Annotated in this window: 17 protein-coding genes; 12 read left to right on the top strand and 5 right to left on the bottom strand. The window is 67.8% G+C overall.

Annotated features, from left to right (window positions below; all coding sequences use genetic code 11):
• Positions 1 to 46: 46 nt before the first annotated feature.
• A complete protein-coding gene (locus tag NED98_RS04450; RefSeq protein ID WP_265268451.1) occupies positions 47 to 256 on the bottom strand; it encodes a hypothetical protein in 210 nt (69 codons plus the stop codon).
• A 48-nt stretch (positions 257 to 304) separates the two neighbouring features.
• Positions 305 to 784 carry a peroxiredoxin gene (locus NED98_RS04445; protein WP_265312064.1) on the bottom strand — a complete coding sequence of 160 codons (480 nt, stop codon included), beginning with the start codon at positions 782 to 784 and terminating at the stop codon, positions 305 to 307.
• Between the two features lie 106 nt (positions 785 to 890).
• On the opposite strand from NED98_RS04445, the gene NED98_RS04440 reads away from it, so the two are divergent.
• Positions 891 to 1,454, top strand: coding sequence for a YqgE/AlgH family protein (locus NED98_RS04440; protein ID WP_265268452.1), 564 nt, complete (start codon positions 891 to 893; stop codon positions 1,452 to 1,454).
• A 146-nt stretch (positions 1,455 to 1,600) separates the two neighbouring features.
• Here the strand turns inward: NED98_RS04440 and NED98_RS04435 are convergent, their stop codons facing one another.
• The gene (locus NED98_RS04435; RefSeq protein ID WP_265312063.1) at positions 1,601 to 3,676 is read right to left on the bottom strand and encodes a putative bifunctional diguanylate cyclase/phosphodiesterase; all 2,076 of its coding nucleotides are present in this window, start codon (positions 3,674 to 3,676) and stop codon (positions 1,601 to 1,603) included.
• Between the two features lie 278 nt (positions 3,677 to 3,954).
• Here NED98_RS04435 and ahcY point away from each other — a divergent pair, with 278 nt between their 5' ends.
• From ahcY to trxA, 8 genes are all read left to right on the top strand, one after another.
• Positions 3,955 to 5,373 (top strand): adenosylhomocysteinase, encoded by a 1,419-nt coding sequence (gene ahcY, locus NED98_RS04430; protein ID WP_265268454.1) that lies wholly within the window; start codon positions 3,955 to 3,957, stop codon positions 5,371 to 5,373.
• A gap of 79 nt (positions 5,374 to 5,452) precedes the next feature.
• Positions 5,453 to 7,807, top strand: coding sequence for a sensor histidine kinase (locus NED98_RS04425; protein ID WP_265312062.1), 2,355 nt, complete (start codon positions 5,453 to 5,455; stop codon positions 7,805 to 7,807).
• A complete protein-coding gene (tsaE, locus tag NED98_RS04420; RefSeq protein WP_265312061.1) occupies positions 7,804 to 8,250 on the top strand; it encodes a tRNA (adenosine(37)-N6)-threonylcarbamoyltransferase complex ATPase subunit type 1 TsaE in 447 nt (148 codons plus the stop codon). The genes NED98_RS04425 and tsaE overlap by 4 nt, the downstream gene beginning before the upstream one ends.
• Positions 8,235 to 9,215, top strand: a complete 981-nt coding sequence (locus NED98_RS04415) for an aminoglycoside phosphotransferase family protein (protein WP_265268457.1) — start codon at positions 8,235 to 8,237, stop codon at positions 9,213 to 9,215. Before tsaE ends, NED98_RS04415 begins: the two co-directional genes overlap by 16 nt.
• Positions 9,212 to 9,967, top strand: coding sequence for a nucleotidyltransferase family protein (locus NED98_RS04410; protein WP_265268458.1), 756 nt, complete (start codon positions 9,212 to 9,214; stop codon positions 9,965 to 9,967). The genes NED98_RS04415 and NED98_RS04410 overlap by 4 nt, the downstream gene beginning before the upstream one ends.
• A gap of 135 nt (positions 9,968 to 10,102) precedes the next feature.
• Positions 10,103 to 13,054: a PD-(D/E)XK nuclease family protein gene (locus NED98_RS04405; RefSeq protein WP_265312060.1), complete on the top strand. Its 2,952-nt coding sequence runs from the start codon at positions 10,103 to 10,105 to the stop codon at positions 13,052 to 13,054.
• Positions 13,038 to 16,466 carry a double-strand break repair helicase AddA gene (gene addA, locus NED98_RS04400; protein WP_265312059.1) on the top strand — a complete coding sequence of 1,143 codons (3,429 nt, stop codon included), beginning with the start codon at positions 13,038 to 13,040 and terminating at the stop codon, positions 16,464 to 16,466. The genes NED98_RS04405 and addA overlap by 17 nt, the downstream gene beginning before the upstream one ends.
• A 62-nt stretch (positions 16,467 to 16,528) precedes the next feature.
• The gene (trxA, locus tag NED98_RS04395) at positions 16,529 to 16,852 is read left to right on the top strand and encodes a thioredoxin (protein ID WP_179511627.1); all 324 of its coding nucleotides are present in this window, start codon (positions 16,529 to 16,531) and stop codon (positions 16,850 to 16,852) included.
• A gap of 74 nt (positions 16,853 to 16,926) precedes the next feature.
• Here trxA and NED98_RS04390 read toward each other — a convergent pair whose 3' ends face one another.
• The gene (locus tag NED98_RS04390) at positions 16,927 to 17,535 is read right to left on the bottom strand and encodes a glutathione S-transferase family protein (protein ID WP_265312058.1); all 609 of its coding nucleotides are present in this window, start codon (positions 17,533 to 17,535) and stop codon (positions 16,927 to 16,929) included.
• Between the two features lies 1 nt (position 17,536).
• Entirely contained in the window at positions 17,537 to 18,763 is a 1,227-nt protein-coding gene (gene argJ / locus NED98_RS04385) for a bifunctional glutamate N-acetyltransferase/amino-acid acetyltransferase ArgJ (protein WP_265268462.1), read from the bottom strand.
• Positions 18,764 to 18,780: 17 nt separating this feature from the next.
• Between argJ and NED98_RS23265 the strand changes: the two genes are divergently transcribed.
• The 3 genes from NED98_RS23265 to secA all read left to right on the top strand — a co-directional run bounded on the left by NED98_RS23265 (position 18,781) and on the right by secA (position 22,525).
• Positions 18,781 to 19,362: an energy transducer TonB gene (locus NED98_RS23265; protein WP_265268463.1), complete on the top strand. Its 582-nt coding sequence runs from the start codon at positions 18,781 to 18,783 to the stop codon at positions 19,360 to 19,362.
• A 64-nt stretch (positions 19,363 to 19,426) separates the two neighbouring features.
• The gene (locus tag NED98_RS04375; RefSeq protein ID WP_265312057.1) at positions 19,427 to 19,681 is read left to right on the top strand and encodes a hypothetical protein; all 255 of its coding nucleotides are present in this window, start codon (positions 19,427 to 19,429) and stop codon (positions 19,679 to 19,681) included.
• Positions 19,682 to 19,789: 108 nt separating this feature from the next.
• Positions 19,790 to 22,525 (top strand): preprotein translocase subunit SecA, encoded by a 2,736-nt coding sequence (secA, locus tag NED98_RS04370; protein WP_265312056.1) that lies wholly within the window; start codon positions 19,790 to 19,792, stop codon positions 22,523 to 22,525.
• The last annotated feature ends 10 nt before the right edge of the window (positions 22,526 to 22,535 follow it).

Raw genomic sequence — 22,535 nt, 5'->3', positions numbered from 1 at the left:
ACCCCGGCTCAAGACCGGAGTGACAGGGCGTGGAGGAGAATTGCCCTTAAGTGTGGGCCGCGCCGTCGCTCGTCCGCCTGCTGGCGGCATAGGCGGCGCCCCCGATCGCGGCGGCGGCGGCGACCGCGATCCCTGCGGTGGCGTAAGGGTGCACGCGGGCCGCCTCCATCGTCACCGCTGCGGCATAACGCGCGCGATCGGCGATGCTCTGTTGTTCTTCCACATCGGGAAGCGCGTTCAGCGCTGTGTCGGTCATGACGGTTACTCCGTTACGATTACCGCCATGACCAACGCATCGAATGGGTCAGAGGTTGCCCAGCATATGCTCGGCGGTGCTGACCTTGAACTCGCCCGGCGCTTCGACGTTGAGCTGCTCGACCACGCCGTCGTTGACGACCATCGAATAACGCTGGCTGCGCTTGCCGAGCCCGAATTTCGAACCGTCCATCGTCAGCCCGATCGCTTCGGCGAACTCGCCGTTGCCGTCCGCCAGCATCGTGATCCCCTCGGCGCCGCTCGACTTGGACCAGGCGCCCATCACGAACGGATCGTTGACCGAGGTGCAGGCCACTTCGTCGATGCCCTTGCTCTTCAGCTCGTCCTGCTTCTCGATGAAGCCGGGGAGGTGCTTGGCCGAGCAGGTCGGGGTGAAAGCGCCGGGCACCGCGAACAGCGCGACGCGGCGGCCCTTGAAGAAGGCGTCGCTGTCGGTCGCTTCGGGGCCGTTGTCGGTCGCTTTGACGAAGGTGGTGTTGGGCAGCTTGTCGCCGACGCTGATCGTCATCGTGGAATCTCCTGCGGCCGCAGAATCGGGCCGCGGGCTAGGTCGCAAGCGCGCGCATGATTTTCAAGCGTGGCTTCGGCGACGCCCGGTCGCTATGCTTGTTCGAATGGAGTCCGCCCGTTTTCTCGCCGGCCAGTTCCTGCTCGCGATGCCAGGGATCGGTGATCCGCGTTTCGATCAGGCAATGATCGCCGTCTGCGCGCATGACGCGGAGGGCGCGATGGGGATCGATATCGGCGCGACCTTCGACGGCATGACGCTGCACGACGTGCTGCGCCAGGTCGATATCGACCCCGGCGTCGCGCCCGACGTGCCGGTGCTGCGCGGCGGGCCAGTCGAGACGCGGCGCGGCTTCGTGCTGCACAGTCGCGACTGGAGCGGGGTCGACACGATCGACGTCGCCGGACGCTGGGCGCTGTCGGGCACGCTCGACGCGTTGCGCGCGATCGCCGAGGGCAAGGGCCCGACGCGTTGGCAGGTCGCGCTCGGCTATGCCGGCTGGGGGCCAGGGCAGCTTGACGGCGAGATGACGCGGCACGGCTGGCTCAACCTCGACTGGCGCGACGAGGCGATCCTGTTCGATACCCCCGCCGAGGAGCGCTGGCACGGCGGCTTCGTCCAGGCGGGAATCGATCCGCGTTTGCTGGCCAATGAGAGCGGGCACGCATAGGGCGTGGTGCGCCAAATCGGGAACATGTGGCGAGACCCCCGGCGGGGGCCGGGGTCCAGTTACGACCGGCCCGATACTGGACTCCGGCCTGCGTCGGGGTGGATCACAACGCAAGGGTGCCAATCAATATATTTGGGCGCGGCGCACTAAGCAGCGTCGCTGTTGCGGAGCGATGTGTCCGCGCTGTCATCTCTCGACGCAAAAATGCCATGTGCCATGCGCTTCAGAACCTCGGCCAGCCCCGCCGGGCGGCCGAGCAGAAAGCCCTGCGCTTCGTCGCATCCCTGCTGCTGCAGCAGCATGAGCTGGCCTCTGGTCTCGACCCCTTCGGCGAGGACGGGGATGTCCAGGCTTTTTCCGAGCGCCAGGATCGCGCGGACCATGGCGACCGCCTGCGGGCTTTTCTCGAGTTCGCGGACGAATGATGCGTCGAGCTTGATGCGATCGAACGGGAAGCTGCGCAGAACATCGAGCGAGGAATAGCCCGTGCCGAAATCGTCGAGCGCAATGCTGACGCCGAGCGCCTTGATCTGGTGAAGCTGGCGCAAGGCGCGCTCGCGATCGGCGAAGATCGCGGATTCGGTCAGTTCCAGTTCGAGCCGGCGCGGCGGCAGGCCGGTTTCCACCAGGATCGACATGACGAGCCGCGGCAGATCGGCATGGGCGAATTGCAGCGGCGAGCAATTCACCGCGACCGAATAATCGTTGTTCCACGACCGGGCATCGGTGCAGGCGCGGCGCAGGACCCATTCGCCGAGTTGCAGGATGAGCCCTTTCCGTTCGGCCAGCGGCACGAACTCGGCCGGCGAAATCGCCCCGCGCGTCGGATGATTCCAGCGAAGGAGCGCCTCGAACCCCTTGGTTTCTCCCGTTATGATCGAGGTCTGCACCTGATAATGCACCTCAAGGAGATCGCCCGCGATCGCCTCGCGCAGATCATTGGCGAGCGCGCGGCGGATGCGGACCGCATCGTCCACCGCGGCTTCGTAAAAACAGATCTTTTCCATCCGGCCCGATTTGGCGCGATAGAGCGCCAGATCGGCGTTGTTCAGCAGCGCCTCTGCCGCCGCCGCATCGCGCGGATAGTTCGCGACGCCGATGCTGGCGCCCGGCAGATAGGAATGGCTGTCGAGCTGCACCGGCCCGGTGAGCGCGAACCACAGATTCTCGAGAAACCTCGACAGGCTCTGTTCTTCGCGCAGACGGTGGACGGCGGCGAATTCATCGCCGCCCAGGCGCGCGACGAAATTGTCCTCCGACAACAGTGACTGCATGCGCTCGCCCACCGTCTGCAACACCGTGTCGCCGGCGGCATGACCGTTGACGTCGTTGAGTTCCTTGAAGCGATCCAGATCGATGCAGACGATCGCCAGTTCGGCGCCGTCGCAATGCGCGCGGGACAGTTCGCGGCCAAGATGCTCGTGGAAACTCGCGCGATTGGGCAGGCCGGTCAGGCTGTCGTTGAAGGCCAGATGGCGAATGCGTTCGAACGTATCGGCCCGCGTCCGCGCGTCGATCATATAGCTCGCCCCGCCGGTCGCGACGACGGTGAGGCCGACGCTGGCGATTCCCAGCGCCAGAACCACCAGCGCCTGCGTGTTCGGGGCCGGGATGCCGTTGAACGCCGGTTCGACCCGGAACGCGACCATGCCGGTGAAATGCATCGCGATGATCGCGAGCGCGAACAGCGCGCCCGCGATCGTGTGCTGGTGCGGCATCGTCCCGACGACCGCGATACGCGTCGCCGCAGCGGCGAACGCGGCGGAGAGCAGGACCGAGGCGATGAGATAATTCATATCCCACACGATGGTCCCATACAGATGATAGGCCAGCATGCCGGTATAGTGCATCGCCGCGATGGTGAGGCCCACGATCGCGCCGCCGGCAAAGGCGCCGACGGGCGACCGGCGACCCGCCACCCAGACGCCCGCGCCGGCGCCTGCCATCGCGATCGCGAGCGCCAGAACGGCGAGCAACGGATTGAGCTTGAACGGAAGGTGGAATTGATAGCCGATCATCGCGATGAAGTGCGTGCACCACATCGTTGCGCCGCCCGCGATCGTCGTCAGCAAGAGCCACGCGTTACGCTGAAGCCCGGTCGTTACCGTCGCGCGTGCGAAGAGCCGGAACACCCACCACGCGCCGCCGACGCATACGAGCGTCGCGAGAAGGACCAGCCACATATTATGGTCGTGCGCGGCGTGGTGAATGACGGTCATCATATCGAACAGCCTGAATCCGGACGCGAACCGCTCGCGCCTCGGACTGGACGACTCTGCGAAAACAATGGTTATCAGCGGTTGTATGTTACAGAAATTTACATTTCCGCGGCGGCAAGTGTCGATGTTGCTTGCCGGCGCGGCGGGCGGATCGCCCCGCGGGGAAGGGCGCTGCGTCGCGCTCGACCCACCTCGCTTTTCCATATAAAGATATCTTTATATTTGCTTTGGGCGCCGGCTGCGCCTATGTGGCCGGCATCCAGTCTTTTGCGGAGATTCCCGTGGCTACCGTTCTCGACCGCCCGACCAATGATTATGTCATCAAAGACATCGACCTCGCCGATTTCGGCCGCAAGGAGATCGAGATCGCCGAAACCGAGATGCCCGGCCTGATGTCGCTGCGCGCCGAATTCGGTGCGTCGCAGCCGCTCAAGGGCGCGCGGATCACCGGTTCGCTGCACATGACGATCCAGACCGCGGTGCTGATCGAAACGCTCGTCGCGCTGGGCGCCGAGGTGCGCTGGGCGACCTGCAACATCTTCTCGACGCAGGACCACGCCGCCGCCGCGATCGCCGCCGCCGGCATCCCGGTGTTCGCGGTGAAGGGCGAGAGCCTCGCCGATTATTGGGATTATGTCGGCTCGATCTTCGATTGGGATGACGGCACCGGTCGCACCGCCAACATCATCCTCGACGACGGCGGCGACGCCACGATGTTCGCTTTGTGGGGCGCCAAGCTCGAGCGCGGCGAAAAGTTCGGCGAGCCCGAGAATGCCGAGGAAGTCGAATTCCAGCGCGCGCTCAAGGCGTTCATCGCCAAGAAGCCGGGTTACCTCACCGAGACGGTGAAGAACCTCAAGGGCGTGTCGGAAGAGACCACCACCGGCGTCCACCGCCTGTACGAGATCGCCAAGAAGGGCGAACTGCCGTTTCCGGCGATCAACGTGAACGATTCGGTCACCAAGTCGAAGTTCGACAACCTCTACGGCTGCAAGGAGTCGCTGGTCGACGCGATCCGTCGCGCGACCGACGTGATGCTTGCCGGCAAGGTCGCCTGCGTCGCCGGGTTCGGCGATGTCGGCAAGGGCTCGGCGGCGTCACTGCGCAACGGCGGCGCGCGCGTGCTGGTGACCGAGATCGACCCGATCTGCGCGCTGCAGGCGGCGATGGAAGGCTATGAGGTGGTGACGATGGAGGAAGCGGTGACCCGCGCCGACATCTTCTGCACCGCGACCGGCAATGCCGATGTGATCACCGCCGATCACATGAAGGCGATGAAGCCGATGGCGATCGTCTGCAACATCGGTCACTTCGACAGCGAGATCCAGATCGCCGCCCTGAGCAATTATGAGTGGACCGAGGTGAAGCCGGGCACCGATCTGGTGAAGTTCCCGGACGGCAAGCAGATCATCGTGCTCGCCAAGGGCCGCCTGGTGAACCTGGGCTGCGCCACCGGCCACCCGTCGTTCGTCATGTCGTCGAGCTTTACCAATCAGGTGCTGGCGCAGATCGAGCTGTTCACCAAGAGCGGCGAATATGACAACAAGGTCTATGTCCTGCCCAAGCACCTCGACGAGAAGGTCGCGGCGCTGCACCTCGAGAAGCTGGGCGTGAAGCTCAGCAAGCTCAGCCAGAAGCAGGCGGATTATATCGGCGTGAAGGTCGAAGGGCCGTTCAAGCCCGATCACTATCGTTACTGATCGAGAATAAAGCACGAAACGAGGGGTCGCCGCGCGCGGCCCCTTTTTTCATGCCCGAACTCTGCCTATCACCGCCGGCATGATCGTAATCTCGACTGCCGCGGCGCTGATCGGTGGGGTGATCGTCGCGCTGCTGCTGGTCGGCGCGACCTTCGCGCTGTTCGTCGGCCTGCGCGCGGCCGCGGCGGCCGGGTCGGCGGTGCGTGCCAATCGCCGATTCGAGGCGTTGTTCGCCGCCGCGCCCGCGATACCGGTGCTGGCTTATGGCGACGGGCGGATCGAGCTGACCCGCACCGTGGCGGACTGGCTCGGCCTCAAGGAATTGCCGGGGCGGATCGATGAACTGGCGAGCGTGTTGCCCGCCGATGTGCTCGGCGCATTGAAGAACGACATCCTCGCCGCGCATCGCGCCGCGCGTGGCTTCACCCGCGCGGTCACCGTGCCGGGATCGTCGCGCACCTTGATGTGGCGCGGCGAGCGCGCGCCGCACGAGATCGGCATCGGCGCGGTGATCATCTGGGTGTTCGACGCGACCGACAGCCAGCGCGAGATCGAGCAGCTTTCCGCGCAGCAAGGCGACATGCGCGGTGCGTTCGAGGCGCTGACCGGGCTGATCGAAGCGGCGCCGCTGCCGATGTGGTATCGCGGCGCCGATCTCAAGCTGGCGATGGTCAATTCGGCCTATGTCGCCGCGGTCGAGGGTGCCAATGCCGCCGATGTCGTCGGGCGCGGTGTGGAACTGGTCGAAGGCTCGGGGCACGGCGGCCCGCTTGCCGGCGCGGTCGAGGCGCGCGAACAGGGCAAGCCGCACGAACGGCTGCTCCCGGCGACGATCGGCGGCGAACGCCGTTCGCTAAAATTGTTCGATATCCCGCTGCCGACCGGCGGCGTCGCGGGCTATGCGATCGATATCGAGGATCTCGAACAGGCGCATGCGCGCGAGCGGCGCTTCGCCGAGGCGCAGCGGACGATGCTCGACCGGCTTTCCGCGGGCGTCGCTCAATTCGGGCGCGATCGCGCGCTCGTATTCTGCAACCAGCCGTTCCGGCGGATGTTCGCGATGCGCAACGAATGGCTTGCCGACCGGCCCGAGTTCGATCGCGTGCTCGAACGGATGCGCGAGGCCAACCGCGTTCCGGAGGTGCGCGACTTCCCGAGCTGGAAGGCCGAGCGGCGCGACTGGTTCACCGAGGCGGTCAGCGCGTTCGAGGAGAATTGGATGCTCCCCGACAGCACGCATTTGCGCGTGCTGGCGCAGCCCCTGCCCGACGGCGGGCTGCTGCTGATCTTCGAGGATCGCACCGAGCAGGTCCAGCTCGCCTCGGCGCGCGATACCTTGCTGCGGGTGCGCACCGCGACCTTCGACAATCTGTTCGAGGCGCTCGGCGTGTTCGCGGCCGACGGCAAATTGCAGTTGTGGAACAACCGCTTCCGCGCGGTGTGGGAGCTGGAGGAGGAATTTCTCAGCAGCCACCCGCGGGTCGATGTGGTGTCCGAACAGGTCGCGTCGAAGCTGGCGCACCCGGCGCGCGCCAAGATCATCAACGAGCTGGTCCGCGCCGCGACGATGGAGCGCCAGACGCGCGGCGGGCGGTTCGAGCTGGCCGACGGGCGGCATTTCGAGTTCGGCGTCGTGCCGCTCCCCGACGGCAATGCGCTGTTCACGATGCTCGACATCACCGACAGCCGCCGGATCGAACAGGCGCTGCGCGAGCGCAACGAGGCGCTGGAAAACACCGATCGGGTCAAGACCGCGTTCGTCGCCAATATGAGCTACGAGCTGCGCACCCCGCTCACCTCGATCAGTGGCTTCGCCGAGATGCTCCACGGCGGCTATGCCGGGAAGCTGACCAAGCAGGCCGACGCCTATGTCGAGGCGATCCTCGAATCGGTCGCGCGGCTCGGGGTGCTGGTCGACGATGTGCTCGATCTGACCCAGGCGGACGGCGAAGGCGTCGCGCTCGAACTGGAGGATGTCGATCTCGCGGCGGTCGCGCGCGCGGCGGCCGATCGGCTCGCGCCGCAGGCCAGGAAGGCGGGGATCGATTATGTCGTCGAGATCAACCGCTCGGTCGGCCGCGTCACCGGCGATCCGCGCCGCATCGGCGAGGTGATCAAGCATCTGCTGCGCCACGCGCTCGCTTCGGTGGGTGGGGAAACGGGCAGCGGCGGGCGCGTCCTGCTCCATGCCGACGGCAATGCGGCGCGCGCGCGGATCGTGGTGTCCGACGACGGGCAGGGGATGGATGCGCAAGCCGCGGCGCACGCCTTCGATCGCTTCGCCCAGCCCGGCATCACCAGCGGCGGCGCGCGTGCGCTCGATCTCGGGTTGCCGCTCGCCAAGCAATTCGTCGAGGCGCATCGCGGGACGATCGCTTTGGTCAGCGAGCCGGGCGAGGGGACGCTGGTGACGGTGGAACTGCCGCGGCGATGATCCGGCTCGCCGATCCGCAAGCGACCGAGGCGATCGGTGCCTCGCTGGCGTCGGTGCTCGCGCCCCGCGACGTGATCACGCTCGAAGGGCCGCTCGGCGCGGGCAAGACGAGCATCGCGCGCGGGCTGCTCGCCGCGCTCGGGCTGGAGGGCGAGGCGCCGTCGCCGAGCTTCGCGATCGTCCAGCCTTACGCGCCCCCCGAGGTGCGCGTGCCGGTGCTCCACGTCGATCTCTATCGCATCGACGATCCGCGCGAGATGGACGAACTGGGGCTGGACGAGGCGCGCTACGATTCGGCGCTGCTGATCGAATGGGCCGAGCGCGCCGGGCCGCAGGCATGGCCCGATGCGCTGCGGCTCAGGCTGGAGATATTGCCGGACGGCGCGCGCGGCTTGACTTGGGCGGCGCCGGCGGCATGGGAGCAACGATGGCGACCGACATGATTCCCCCCGCCGGCGCCGCCGTTTTCCTTGCCGCACACGGCTGGGCCGGCGCCGAGATCGCGCCGCTGGCGGGCGATGCTTCCTTCCGCCGTTATTTCCGCATCACCCACGGCGCGCGTCGCGCGGTGCTGATGGACGCGCCGCCGCCGCATGAGGATCCGCGCCCGTTCATCACTATCGCACGCTGGCTCAGCGAACGCGGGTTCGCCGCGCCGGTGATCCTCGCGGCGGACGAAGCCAACGGCCTCGTCCTGATCGAGGATTTCGGGGATGATCGGATGCGCGAAGCGATCGAGACCGATCCTGATGCGACGATGGCGCTCTACGCCAGCGCGATCGACCTGCTCGTCGCGTTGCGCGGGCATGAGGCGATGCTGGGGTTGCGGCCCTATGATCGCACCGAGCTGCAGCGCGAGGCGGGGCTGCTGGTCGACTGGTATTGCCCCGCGGTCGGGCTGGAGGTGGACGCCGCCGGCTATCGCGCGGCGTGGGACGCGGTGCTCGAACGCGCGCTGGTCGAGAAGCCGGTGACGGTGCTGCGCGACTATCACGCCGAAAATCTGATGCTGATCCCGGCCGGGCTCGGGCTGCTCGACTTTCAGGACGCGCTCGCCGGGCATCCCGCCTACGACCTCGTGTCGTTGTTGCAGGATGCGCGGCGCGACGTCGAGCCGGCGATCGAGGAGGCGATGCTCGCCCGCTATCGCGCGGCGACTGGCGAGGGCGAAGCGTTCCTCGACGCCTATCACGTGCTCGGCGCGCAGCGGAACGCCAAGATCATCGGCATCTTCACCCGCTTGTGGAAGCGCGACGGCAAGCCGCGCTATCCGACGATGTGCCCGCGCGTCTGGAGCTATCTGGAGCGCGATCTTTCCTATCCCGTGCTCGGGCCGGTGGCGGCATGGTTCGACGCCAATATCCCCCCCGAGCTGCGCGGTGACCCCATGATGCTGGCAGGCCAATGACCCGAGTGCGAATGATCCGGCCCGAACCGGGCGGCAAGGTGCCCAAGACCGCGATGGTCATGGCCGCCGGGCTCGGCAAAAGGATGCGCCCGCTGACCGCGACGCGGCCCAAGCCGCTGGTCGAGGTGGCGGGCAAGACGTTGCTCGATCATGTCTTCGATCGGTTGAAGGCGGCGGGTGTCGAGCGCGCGGTGGTCAATGTCCATTATCTCGCCGACGCATTGCAGGCGCATCTGCTCAACCGCGTCTCGGGGATCGAGATCGTCATCTCCGACGAGCGCGGGCGGCTGATGGAGACCGGCGGCGCGCTGGTCCAGGCGCGCGCGCTGATCGGCGACGAGCCGTTCCTCTATGTCAACAGCGACAATCTGTGGGTCGACGGCCCGACCGACGCGATCAAGCTGCTCGCCTCGCGCTGGGACGACGCGACGATGGACGCGTTGCTGCTGATGGTGCCCTATGCCCGCGCGCACAATCACCGCGGACAGGGCGATTTCCGCCTCGCGCCGAACGGGCGGATCATCGGGCGGCGTGGGCGCGGACGGGTCGCGCCGTTCGTGTGGACCGGGGTGCAGATCATGCATCCGCGGCTGATCGCGGACTGGCCGGAAGGGCCGTTCTCGACCAATTTGTTCTGGGATCGCGCGATCGCCGCCGGGCGCGCTTACGGGCAGGTGCATCAGGGGCTGTGGTTCGACGTCGGCACCCCCGCCGCGATCGGGCGGACCGAAGCCATATTGGCCGATGGCTGAGGCGCGGGGCGAAAACGAAGCACCGTTCGCCCTGAGCCTGTCGAAGGGCGGCCCCACCTCACGAGCGACAGGACGCCCTTCGACAAGCTCAGGGCGAACGGTGGAGAGGCAGGCGCCGGACAAGAGGCTTCTGGCATGACGCCAGAGGCAGAATCGACCCTGGGTCAAGGCCAACGCGACGCAAAGGCGCGAGGGCTGAACCTTTACACGATCCCGGCGCACCGCGCCTTCGCCGATGCTTTGGTCGCGGGGCTGATGCGGCGGTTCGGCGGCGATCCGCTCGGGCTGGCGCGCGGGCTGGTGCTGGTGCCCAACAATCGTGCGCGGATCGCGGTCAACGAGGCGTTCGTGCGCGCCTCGGGCGGCGGACTGGTGCTGCCGCGATTGGTGGCGATCGGCGCCGACGATCTCGGCGAGGCGATCGGCGCCGCGCTCGATCCGGCCGATGACGATGCGCCGGTGCCCCCGGCGATCGCGCCGCTCGCGCGCAGGATGATCCTCTCGCGGCTGGTGCAGGACGAGCGCCCCGATCTCGACGCGGCGGAGGCGGTGCGGCTGGCGGGCGAGCTGGCGCGGACGCTCGATCAGCTGATCGTCGAGGAGGTGCCGCCGTCGCGGCTGGCCGAGCTCGATCTGGGGCCGGATCTGTCGGAGCATTGGCAGCGCGCGCTCGCCTCGTTCCGCGTGGTGCTCGATCGCTGGCCGGGGGAATTGGCGCGGCTCGGGCGGATCGATCTCGCCGAGCGACGCGCGCGGCTGCTGACCCGGCTCGCGGCGCGCTGGTGCGAGGCGCCGCCGGGCGGGTTCGTCTGCGCCGCCGGCATCACCGACTCCGCGCCGGCCGTCGCACGGCTGCTGCGGCGCGTCGCGGGGCTGCCGCACGGCATGGTGGTGTTCGCCAATGTCGATCTCGCGATGCCCGATGAGGAATGGGCGGCGCTCGGACCGCATCCCGAGGGCGACCCGCGGCGCGCGATCGAGGTGCATCCGCAATATCATCTCAAGCTGATGCTCGAACGGATCGGCGCCGGCCGCGGCGAGGTGGCCGCGTGGCGCGACGGCAGCGAGCATGACGCGCCGCCGGCGCGCGCGCGCGCGATCGCCAATGCGCTGACGCCGGCGGAGTTCACCGGCAAATGGACCGGGCTTGCCGCCGCCGACCGGCGTCTTTCCGGCGTGCGCGCGGCCGAATTCGCCACGCCGGCGGGCGAGGCGCAGGCGATCGCGCTCGCCTTGCGCGGCGCGCTGGAGCGTGAAGGGCGGACCGCGGCGCTCGTCACCCCCGATCGCGGGCTGGCGCGGCGCGTCGCGGCGCATTGCAAGCGCTGGAATATCGAGATCGACGATACCGCCGGCCGGCCGCTCGCGATCCTGCCGCCCGGCACCTTGCTCGGCGCGATCGCCGAGGCTGCAGCGCAGGATTTCGCGCCGCTGCCGCTGCTGACCCTGCTCAAACATCCGCTGGTCCGCGTGGGCGAGGCGCGGGCCGTGTGGCTGGAGGGGGTGCGGCGGCTCGACAAGGCATTGCGCGGGCCGCGTCCGGCGCCCGGGCTGGCGGGGATCGACGCGCATCTCGGTGCGGCCGCGTGGTGGCACGAAATTCGCGCCTTGCTCGCGCCGGTGGAGGCGCTGGCGGCGGATGATCGCTCGCTCGCCGAGCGTGTCGCCGCGTTGCGCGAGGCGGCGAACGTGCTGGCCGGCGACGAGGCGTGGCGCGGCCCCGCCGGGCGCGCCGCCGCCGATCTGCTCGCCGAATTGGAGACCGAGGCGGGCGCCGGCCCGCGCAAGGTGTCACGCGACGATCTCGCCCCGCTGCTGCGACTATTGATGGACGAGGCGGCGGTGCGCCCGGCGCAGGGCGGTCATGCCCGGCTGGCGATCTACGGGTTGATCGAGGCGCGGTTGCAGAGCGCCGATCTGATGATCCTCGGCGGGCTCAACGAGGGCGTCTGGCCCGGCTCGCCCGCGCCCGATCCCTGGCTCGCGCCGCGTATCCGCGTCGCGCTCGGGCTGCCCGGGCTGGAGCGCCGCGTCGGGATCGCGGCGCATGATTTCGGGCAGGGGCTCGGCGCGCCCGAGGTATTGCTGACGCGCGCGCGACGCGACAGCCGCTCGCCGACGCTCGCCTCCCGCTTCTGGCTGCGGCTGGAGGCGATGGCGGGGCAAGATTTCGCGCGCGCGCGCGATCTGGAACATTGGGTCGATGCGCTCGATCGCCCGCCGGCGCACCGCCCCGCCGCGCGCCCGGCGCCCTCGCCGGCCAAAGAGCAGCGGCCGCGCGAGATTTCGGTGACGCAGGTCGATCGGCTCAAGGCCGATCCTTATGCCTTCTACGCCCAGCGCATCCTGCGGCTTTCCGCGCTCGATCCGGTCGACGCCGATCCGACGGCGGCGTGGCGCGGAACCGTCGTGCACGCGGTGCTGGAGCAATGGGCGAAGCAGGACGGCTGCGCGATTGAGGCGTTGCGCCCGCGCGCGCTGGCGATGCTCAACGATCCCGCGACGCACCCGTTGCTCCGCGCTTTGTGGCAACCGCGGCTGATCGCGGCGATCGACTGGATCGCGGCGCGGCTCGATCAGGCGCGCGTCGAGGGGCGCGACGTAATCGCGGTCGAAGGCAAGGGCGGGGCGGAGATCGCCGGGGTGACGCTTTCCGGCCGGTTCGACCGGATCGACCGCGCGGCGGACGGCAGCCTCGTCATCGTCGATTACAAGACCGGCAAGGCGCCGTCGCCCGCGGCGGTGCGCGCGGGCTTCTCGATGCAATTGGGATTGCTCGGCGCGATCGCCGAGGCGGGGGGCTTTCAGGGGATTGCGGGCAAGGCAGGCGGATTCGAATATTGGTCGCTCGCGAAATATCGCGACCAGTTCGGGCAGGTGACCTCGCCGGTCGATCCGGCGGGGAGGAACGGGCGGATCGTGACCGACGAATTCGTCGCGCAGGCCCGCGCGGTGTTCGCCGAAGCGGCGGGGCTGTGGCTGACCGGGGACGAGCCGTTCGTCGCCAAGCTCCACCCCGAATATGCACCCTATGCCGATTATGACCAGCTGATGCGCCGCGACGAATGGTATGGCCGTGACCGCTGACACGCTGAGCCCCTTGCCCCCGCTCCGCGGCGAGCAGCGCACCGCGAGCCGGCCGGACAGCCATGTGTGGCTTTCCGCCTCGGCCGGGACGGGCAAGACGCAGGTGCTGGCGGCGCGGGTGTTTCGGCTGTTGCTGCGCGGTGTGTCCCCGGCAGCGATCCTGTGCCTCACCTTCACCAAGGCCGGCGCGGCGGAGATGGCGGCGCGGATCAGCCAGCGGCTCGCCGCCTGGGTACGAATGCCCGAAACCGCACTGGGCAAGGATCTGATCGCGCTCGGCGAGGAGCCGACCGCGCAGCGTATCGCGCTCGCGCGCACCTTGTTCGCGCGGGTGCTCGATGCGCCGGGCGGCGGATTGCGCATCCAGACGATCCACGGCTTCTGCCAGGGGCTGCTCGCGGCTTTCCCGGCCGAGGCGGGGCTCGTCCCCGGTTTCCGCCCGATCGAACCGCGCGAGGAAGTGTTGCTGATGCGACAGGCTCTCGGCGACCTGCTGGTCGATGCCGAGCGCGAAGGGCGCAGCGGCCCGGCCGAGACGATCGGCGCGCTGTCCGTCCGGCTCGGCGAGGAGAAAGCCGAGAGTTTCCTGCGCGATTGCGCGCGGGCGGGGCGGGCGCTGGAAGCCTTGCCGAGCGGGATCGGCGCTTTCGTGCGGCGCGAGCTCGACCTGCCGGCGGGCGACGTCGAGGAAGCGATCCGCGAGGGATGCGCGGGCATCGATACGAGCCTGCTCGAAACCATCGCGCAGCTCAACCGCGACTGGGGGACCAAGAACGGCGTGGCGCGTGCCGAGGCGATCGCCGCGTGGCTTGCCGGCGACGAGGCGGCGCGCGCCGATGCGCTGGCCGATCTCCACGCCGTCTGGGCCAAGGCGGACGGCGATCCGCGTTCGTTCGGCAAGGGGCAGGCGCCGCAGGACGATCGATATGCCGAGCTGGCGATGTCGCTCTACGAGCATTGCGCCGCATTGCTGTCGCTCCGCGTGCGTGCCGCGTTCGCCGATCTGCTTTCCGACGCGCTGACCGTCGGACGCGATTATGCGCGTGAATATGCCGCGGCGAAGCGGCGGGGGGGGGCGGTCGATTTCGACGATCTGATCGCGGCGACGGTCGATCTGTTCGATCAGCCCGGGATCGGCGAATGGGTGCGGTTCAAGCTCGACCAGATCACCGAACATGTGCTGATCGACGAGGCGCAGGATACCAATGCCAGCCAGTGGCGGATCGTCCGCGCATTGGTCGACGAATATTTCGTCGGGCGCGGGGTCCATGCGCCGTCGACGCGCACGCTGTTCACCGTCGGCGACCACAAACAGGCGATCTTCGGCTTTCAGGGCACCGATCCGATCTTCTTCGCGGCGGCGGAAAGCTATTTCGCCAATCGAGCAGAGGATGTGCGCGGCGACGATTACATGCCCGACGACGAGCGCGGGCTGCCGTTCGAGAAATTGTCACTGGTCGCCTCGTTTCGCTCGACCCGCCCGGTGCTGGAATTCGTCGACGCCGCGATCGACCTGATCGGGCATGAGGCGCTCGGGATGGTCGATGCGGTGCCGCCACATGCCAGCGAAGTCCCCGGCCCGGGGCTGGTCGAGCTGTGGCCGCCGGTCGCGGCGGGGCTGGTCGAGGCCGACGACGGCGAGGAAGAGTGGATCGACGATGCGGTGCGCGAAAATGCCGCGCGGATCGCGAAGCAGATCAGGGCGTGGCTCGACGACGGGCTGATGCTCGAGAGCAAGGGACGCGCGCTGCGCCCCGAGGATGTGATGATCCTCGTCAAGCGGCGTGGCGAACTGGCGCAATTGCTTGTCGCCCGGCTTTATGCCGAGGGGGTGCCGGTCGCGGGGGTCGACCGGTTGCGGCTCAACGCGCCGCTCGCGGTGCAGGATCTGCTCGCCGCGATCCGCTTCGTGCTCCAGCCCGACGACGATCTCAGCCTCGCCAGCCTGCTCGTCTCGCCGCTGATCGGCTGGACGCAGGAGGAATTGCTGGCGCGCGCGGTGCCGCGCTCGGGAAGCCTGTGGCGGCATCTCGCGACGCAGCATCGTGCGCTGCTCGCGCCGCTCGACGCGATGCTGGCGCGCGCCGATTTCACCACGCCCTATCAGTTCCTCGAAGAAATACTCTCGGGGGCGCTCGACGGGCGGCGCAAATTGCTCGAACGGCTCGGCGAGGAAGCGCGCGATCCGATCGAGGAATTGCTCTCCGCCGCGCTCGATTTCGAGACGGGGACGACGCCCTCGCTCCAGCGCTTCCTCGACTGGTTCGATCGCGGCGAGGTGGAGATCGTGCGCGACGCCGCCCAACCGCGCGACGCGGTGCGGGTGCTGACCGCGCACGGGGCCAAGGGGTTGCAGGCGCCGGTGGTGATCCTCGCCGATGCCACCGCCGATCCCGATGCGGCGTTGCGCTCGGCGTTGCGGTGGAAACCGGGCGAACTGGCCGGGCCGCTCCCCGTGTTCCGCCCGCGCAAGGAGGAACGCGCCGGGCCGATCGACGACGAGGTCACCGCCGCCGATCTGCGCGAGCGGCAGGAGCATTGGCGGCTGTTCTACGTCGCGGCGACGCGCGCCGAGGAGCGGCTGGTGATCGCCGGGTCGCTTAGCGCCAAATGGCAGGGCGAGCCGCCGCCCGAGAGCTGGTATGGCGTCGCGGCGCGGACCTTCGACGCGCTCGGCATCGCGGGGGAGACGCGGGTGTTCGCCGGCATCGCACCGCCGACCGCCGCCAAACCCCGCGCCGCCGCGCGCGAGGCGGCCGCCGCACCCGTCGAACTGCCCGAGTGGGTGCGCAAACCGGCGCCGCAGGAGCCGCGCCCGGCGCGCCCGCTGTCGCCCTCGTCGCTCGGCGAGGATGAGGTGGCCGATCCGCCGCCGACCCCGGCGATGCGTGCGGCGGCCGAACGCGGGCGGCTGATCCACGCCTTGTTCGAGCGGTTGCCATCGGTTCCTGCTGCCGACCGCGCATGCGCCGCGGATCGCTGGCTCGCCGATGTCGGGCAGGTAGGCGACGCCGCGGAGCGACACGCGATCGCCGAGGCGGCGCGGCGGGTGATCGACGATCCGGCTTATGCCGATCTGTTCGGCGCGCAGGCGCTCGCGGAGGCGCCGATCAGCGCGGTGCTCGCCGACGGGACGGTGGTGGCGGGGACGGTCGACCGGTTGCTCGTCACCGACACGACGGTGCGCGTGGTCGATTTCAAGACCGGGCGGCAGGTGCCGCGTTCGGTGGATGAGGCACCCACCTACCACCTGCGCCAGATCGCGGCCTATGTCGCGGCGCTTGCGGTGATTTTCCCCGGCCGGGCGATCGAGGCGGCGTTGCTCTATACCGGCGGCCCGGTGCTGCTGCCGTTGCCGGCGGCCTTGCTGGCGCGACACAAGCCCAGCTATCGCGGTGCGGAGCAAAGTTAGCATCGAGCCCGTTGAGCGCGGGCGCGTCGCATCCTAAATTGCGCGCACAAGGAGACAATCGAATGGCCACTAAGCAGATCACCGACGCGAGCTTCAGCGCCGACGTCCTTCAGTCCGACAAGCCGGTGCTGGTCGATTTCTGGGCGGAATGGTGCGGCCCGTGCAAGATGATCGGCCCGAGCCTGGAGGAAATCTCCGAGGAACTCGGCGAGCAGGTGACGATCGCCAAGCTCAATATCGACGAAAATCCCGATGCGCCGGGCCGTTATGGCGTGCGCGGCATCCCGACGATGATCCTGTTCAAGGGCGGCAACCCCGCCGCGACCAAGGTCGGCGCAGAGCCCAAGGGCCGGATCAAGGCGTGGCTCGAGGGCGAGCTGGCCTGACCCCCACCGCGATCGACATCACTGGATCACAAGCAAGGGGCTGACATCGTTCGGCCCCTTGTTTTTTGCGCCGCTCAGGTCAGCGGGATCATCACATGCCGCGCATAACCCGACCGGGATTTCAGCCGTTCGTACCAATTTGAGACATGCGGCATCGCCGGCCGCTCGATCGGCAGCGCGAACCAGGTGTGGATATAGACCCCCATCGGCACGTCGCCGATGCCGAAACTCTCCCCGTTGAGCCACGGCGTGCGTGCCAGCGCATCCTCCAGGATCGCGACCTGCTTCGCGCAGGCGTTCGCCGAGTGCGCCACCGCGTCCAAGTCGCGCTCCGCCGGGGCCTTGCGCACGAGATTGATGAAGGCGTCGCGCTGCGCCTCGGCATAAGTGAATTGCCAATCCATCCAGCGATCGGCCAGCGCTCGTTCCTGCGGCGTCTTGCCCCACAGGCCGAGGTCATATGTATCCGCGAGATAGCGCAGGATCGTGTTCGATTCCCACAGCGTGAAATCGCCGTCCTCGATCGTCGGGATCAAGCGGTTGGGGTTTTTCGCGATATAGGCCGCGTCCATCCCGAACGCGCCGCCCTTGTCGATCCGTTCATAGGGCAGGGCGAGTTCCTCCGCGAACCACACCACTTTCTTCACATTGTGCGAATTGGGTCGCCCCCAGATGCGCAGCATGTCAGCTCCGGTAATCGGCGTTGATCGAGATATAGCCGTGCGTCAGATCGCAGGTCCACACCGTCGCGCGGCCGTCGCCGAGCCCGAGATCGACCCCGATCTCGACTTCGCGGCCCTTGAGATGCGCGGCGACCGGGGCCTCGTCATACCCCTCCACCGCAAGGCCGTCGCGTGCCACCTCGACCGCGCCGAAGCGGATCGCGAGCCGATCGCGCTCGGCGGGTTCGCCGGCCTTGCCGACCGCCATCACCACGCGGCCCCAATTGGCGTCCTCCCCGGCGATCGCGGTCTTGACCAAGGGCGAATTGGCGATCGACATCGCGATGCGATGCGCGCTGCGGTCGCTCTCGGCGCCCGTGACGGTGATCTCGATCAGTTTCTGCGCACCTTCGCCGTCACGCACCACGAGCATCGCAAGCTGGCGGCACAGATCGGCGAGCGCCGCGCGGAAGGCGTCCGCGCCCGGGCTGTCGTCTCCGGTGAGCGCGGCGTTGCCCGCCTTGCCCGTGGCGAAGGCGAGCACGGTGTCGCTGGTCGAGGTGTCGCCGTCGACGGTGATGCACGAGAAGGTCTTGCCATTGGCCGCCGACAGAGCGGCTTGCAGGAAGGCGGGCTCGACCGCGGCGTCGGTGAAGATGAACCCGAGCATCGTCGCCATATCGGGCGCGATCATCCCCGAGCCCTTGATGATGCCGACAAGCGTGACGGTGCGCCCGTCGACGATCGCGGTGGTGACCGCCCCCTTGGGATAGGTATCGGTGGTGCCGATCGCCTCGGCCGCGGCGCGCCAGTCGCTCGGCGCGGCGTTGAAGGCGGCGTCGAGCCCGGCTTCGGCTTTGTCGATCGGGAGCGGCACCCCGATCACCCCGGTCGAGGCGACGAAGATATCGGACGGCTGACACCCGAGCTGCCCCGCCGCCCGTGCCGCGATCGCCTCGACCGCGGCGCGGCCGCGGTTACCGGTGAAGGCGTTGGAATTGCCCGCATTGACCACCAAGGCGCGCGCCTTCCCCAGCACCAGCGCCTTGCGGCACCATTCGACCTCGGGCGAGGGGCATTTCGATTGCGTCAGCACGCCCGCGACTGCCGTGCCTTCGTCGAGCGTGACGAAGGTCAGGTCGCAGCGATCCCATGTCTTGTAATGCGCCCGCGCCACGCGCGGCGTCGCGCCGGCGACGGCGGGAAGATCGGGGAAGGGGGTGGCGAGCGGGGAGATGGACGTGGACATATGAGCGCCATAGACAGGTGACCGGTGCGGAAAAAGGGGCGACCGTGAACCAAGGGAAAGAAGACGGTGTCCCGGACGTTCCGGTGCTATCGCCTAGTGTGGACGGACCAGACTTTCGGGGCTTAGCGATTATTGCCCTGTGTGCGGTATTGGTGCTGGCAATTGCATTCCTGCTGGCGTTGAAAGTGGAGCATTGGGTGGATCGCGCCAGCGATGGTTTTCCGTCGTGGCAGCGGCAGCTCGATCGCCCGAGCAAGGTGGTTTCTACATCTGGGCCGCGTACAATTCCGCTCCGGGATCCCGCGAAGGCCAATATGCCCGCTGTGGGCAATCCCGGCCTCGCGTTCTCTCAGGATAATTATCCCGCAGAGGCTTTGCGGCGCGGCGAGGAAGGGCGTGTCGTTACCATGCTTTTGATCGATGCTACCGGTGCGGTCGCAAGTTGTTCGGTGACAAAGAGCAGCGGGTCGCGGCTGCTTGACGAGACGACCTGCCGCATTGCGCGTGAAAGGGTACGATACGAGCCTGCGCGCGACGCCGCGGGGAACGCGATTGCGAGCCGTACGGTGTTGCCGGTGCGTTGGGCTATTTCGCAGTGAGCGACGCGTGGGGCGCACGAAACGGTTGGACCTTTGGCATCACCGTCCCTATGTCTTGCCGCGCATGAACTTGCTTCTGCTCCTCTCCGCCCTGCTTTCGGCGCTGACCGGCGTCGGCGCGCGCGTGGGCTCGCCGCAGCCGGTGCAGGCCGTGGCGCAGGAGCAGGCGGTGCGCCTCGCCCCCGCGACGATCGCCGCGCGGGCGACGATGCGTCCGGTGCAGGCGCTGCCGTCGCTCGTCATGCTCGCTTCGGCCGCGGCGTTGGCCGTGCCCGCTTTCGCCGCCGTCCCCGCCTGGGTCGATCGCCGGCGCGAATAAGACCTGCGTGCGCCGCGCCACAGCGCGGCGTTCCAGCCTATCGTCGATCCCGCGCGAGCCCCGCGAATCCGTGTGGCGCCGCGCCCATCCAATATCAGGAAGTCCGCCATGTTCGCCGGCCTCGCCAAATCGCTTTTCGGCTCGTCCAACGACCGTTACGTCCGCTCGCTCAACCCCGTCCTCGCCAAGATCGCCTCGTTCGAGCCGACGTTGCAGGCGATGGACGACGCGACGCTCGCCAACCAGACCGTGCTGTTCCGCGAACGGCTCGCCAACGGCGAGACGCTCGACCAGATCCTGCCCGAAGCCTTCGCCACGGTGCGCGAGGCGGCGCGCCGCGTGCTCGGCCAGCGGCATTATGACGTCCAGATGATCGGCGGCATCGTCCTCCACCGCGGCGAGATCGCCGAGATGCGGACCGGCGAGGGCAAGACGCTCGTCGCGACGCTCGCTACCTATCTCAACGCGTTGCCGGGCACGGGCGTCCATGTCGTCACCGTCAACGACTATCTCGCCAGCCGCGACGCGGACTGGATGGGCCGCGTCTATCGCTTCCTCGGGCTGACCGTCGGCGTGATCATTCCGAACCTCAGCGACGAGCAGCGCCGCGAGGCCTATGCCGCCGACATCACCTATGGGACGAACAACGAGTTCGGCTTCGACTATCTGCGCGACAACATGAAATATGAGCGCAGCCAGATGGTGCAGCGTCCGTTCGGCTTCGCGATCGTCGACGAGGTCGACTCGATCCTGATCGACGAGGCGCGGACCCCGCTGATCATCTCCGGCCCGACCGACGACAAGTCCGAACTGTACATCAGCGTCGACGCGATCGTGAAGCAGCTCGTCCCCGAAGATTACGACATGGACGAGAAGCAGCGCACGATCGTGCTGACCGAGGACGGCACCGAAAAGGCCGAGCGGCTGCTCGAGGCGGCGGGGCTGCTCAAGGGCAGCAACCTCTACGATTTCGAGAATACCCAGGTGGTCCACCACCTCAACCAGTCGCTGCGCGCAAACGTGATGTTCAAGGCCGACACCGATTATATCGTCAAGGACGGCAAGGTCATCATTATCGACGAATTCACCGGCCGCATGATGGACGGGCGGCGCTGGTCGGACGGGTTGCACCAGGCGGTCGAGGCCAAGGAAGGCGTGACGATCGAGCCCGAGAATCAGACGATGGCCTCGATCACCTTCCAGAATTATTTCCGCATGTATCCCAAGCTTTCGGGGATGACCGGCACCGCGGCGACCGAGGCGGCGGAATTCTACGACATCTACAAGATGAACGTCGTCACCATCCCGACCAACCTGCCGGTGCAGCGCGTCGACGAGGAAGACGAATTCTACAAGAACACCCACGACAAGTTCCGCGCGATCGCGCGGAAGATCCGAGAACATGCCGAGCGCGGCCAGCCGGTGCTGGTCGGCACCGTCTCGATCGAGAAGTCCGAGCTGCTGAGCGACTTCCTCAAGCAGGAGGGGGTCGACCATTCGGTGCTCAACGCGCGCTATCACGAGCAGGAAGCGCATATCGTGGCGCAGGCCGGGCGGCTCGGCGCGGTGACGATCGCGACCAACATGGCGGGGCGCGGCACCGACATTCAGCTCGGCGGCAACCTCGAATTCCGTATCGAGGACGAGCTCTCGGGGATGCCCGAGGGGCCGGCGCGTGACGCTGCGATCGAGACGATCAAGGCCGAGATCGCCGCCGAGAAGCAGCGCGTGCTCGAAGCCGGCGGGCTGTTCGTCCTCGGCACCGAGCGCCACGAGAGCCGGCGTATCGACAATCAGCTGCGCGGCCGTTCGGGGCGTCAGGGCGATCCGGGGTTGAGCCGTTTCTACCTCAGCCTCGACGACGATCTGCTGCGGATCTTCGGGCCGGATACGTTGTTCGCGCGGATGATGCGCAACAATATCGAGGACGGCGAGGCGATCGGCAGCAAGTGGCTGACCAAGGCGATCGAGACCGCGCAGAAGAAGGTCGAGGCGCGCAACTACGACATCCGCAAGCAGGTCGTCGAATATGACGACGTGATGAACGACCAGCGCAAGGTGATCTACGAGCAGCGCAGCGACATCATGGACGCCGAAACGGTCGGCGACGTGGTGACCGACATGCGCGCGGAGACGGTCAATGCGGTGGTGGGTGAGGCGTGCCCGCCGCATTCCTATCCCGAGCAATGGGATATCGAGGGGATGAAGGCGCGGGTTGCCGAGCTGCTCAACCTCGAACCGCCGATCGACGACTGGCTGACCGAGGAATCGATCGACCCCGAGCTGGTGACCGAACGGATCCTGGCCGAGGCCGATGCGATGGTCGCCGCCAAGGCCGCCGATCTCGAGCCCGAAACCTGGACGCAGGTGGAAAAGTCGATCCTGCTGCAGAGCCTCGACCATCACTGGAAGGAGCATCTCGCGACGCTCGACGCGCTGCGCCAGGTGGTCCACCTGCGCGCTTATGCGCAGAAGACGCCGATCAACGAATATAAGCAGGAGGCGTTCGCGTTGTTCCAGCGGATGCTCGACAATATTCGCGAAGATGTGACGCGGACGATCGCCCATGCGCAATTCCGCATGCAGCCGCTGCCCGAAATGCCCGAGCTGCCCGATTTCATCACCACGCACTTCGATCCGTTCTCGGGCGAGGACAATTCGGCGGATATCGACGCGGGAACCCTGGGGCTGGTGACGAGCCAGCTGCCGCCGCTCCAGATCGTCCAGCCGACCGCCGCCGAAATCGGCGAGGATCCGGAAAGCTGGAAGGGCGTCGTCAGCCGCAATGCGCCGTGCCCGTGCGGCTCGGGGCGCAAGTACAAGCATTGCCACGGATCGGTGTGAGGTAAAAAAT

Origin of the sequence: Sphingomonas lycopersici (assembly GCF_026130605.1) — a bacterium.
Classification (GTDB): Bacteria; Pseudomonadota; Alphaproteobacteria; order Sphingomonadales; family Sphingomonadaceae; genus Sphingomonas; species Sphingomonas lycopersici.
This window is presented reverse-complemented; position numbering and strand designations above follow the sequence as displayed.

What these genes read in the sequence shown, in the direction of transcription:
- NED98_RS04405 (WP_265312060.1), top strand. Translation starts at nt 10,103, where the DNA reads ATGACGCCAGAGGCAGAATCGACCCTGGGTCAAGGCCAACGCGACGCA.
- NED98_RS04390 (WP_265312058.1), bottom strand. Translation starts at nt 17,535, where the DNA reads ATGCTGCGCATCTGGGGGCGACCCAATTCGCACAATGTGAAGAAAGTG.
- secA (WP_265312056.1), top strand. Translation starts at nt 19,790, where the DNA reads ATGTTCGCCGGCCTCGCCAAATCGCTTTTCGGCTCGTCCAACGACCGT.
- trxA (WP_179511627.1), top strand. Translation starts at nt 16,529, where the DNA reads ATGGCCACTAAGCAGATCACCGACGCGAGCTTCAGCGCCGACGTCCTT.
- addA (WP_265312059.1), top strand. Translation starts at nt 13,038, where the DNA reads ATGGCCGTGACCGCTGACACGCTGAGCCCCTTGCCCCCGCTCCGCGGC.
- NED98_RS04445 (WP_265312064.1), bottom strand. Translation starts at nt 784, where the DNA reads ATGACGATCAGCGTCGGCGACAAGCTGCCCAACACCACCTTCGTCAAA.
- NED98_RS04450 (WP_265268451.1), bottom strand. Translation starts at nt 256, where the DNA reads ATGACCGACACAGCGCTGAACGCGCTTCCCGATGTGGAAGAACAACAG.
- NED98_RS04375 (WP_265312057.1), top strand. Translation starts at nt 19,427, where the DNA reads ATGAACTTGCTTCTGCTCCTCTCCGCCCTGCTTTCGGCGCTGACCGGC.
- NED98_RS04415 (WP_265268457.1), top strand. Translation starts at nt 8,235, where the DNA reads ATGGCGACCGACATGATTCCCCCCGCCGGCGCCGCCGTTTTCCTTGCC.
- NED98_RS04440 (WP_265268452.1), top strand. Translation starts at nt 891, where the DNA reads ATGGAGTCCGCCCGTTTTCTCGCCGGCCAGTTCCTGCTCGCGATGCCA.
- argJ (WP_265268462.1), bottom strand. Translation starts at nt 18,763, where the DNA reads ATGTCCACGTCCATCTCCCCGCTCGCCACCCCCTTCCCCGATCTTCCC.
- NED98_RS04425 (WP_265312062.1), top strand. Translation starts at nt 5,453, where the DNA reads ATGATCGTAATCTCGACTGCCGCGGCGCTGATCGGTGGGGTGATCGTC.
- tsaE (WP_265312061.1), top strand. Translation starts at nt 7,804, where the DNA reads ATGATCCGGCTCGCCGATCCGCAAGCGACCGAGGCGATCGGTGCCTCG.
- NED98_RS04435 (WP_265312063.1), bottom strand. Translation starts at nt 3,676, where the DNA reads ATGATGACCGTCATTCACCACGCCGCGCACGACCATAATATGTGGCTG.
- NED98_RS04410 (WP_265268458.1), top strand. Translation starts at nt 9,212, where the DNA reads ATGACCCGAGTGCGAATGATCCGGCCCGAACCGGGCGGCAAGGTGCCC.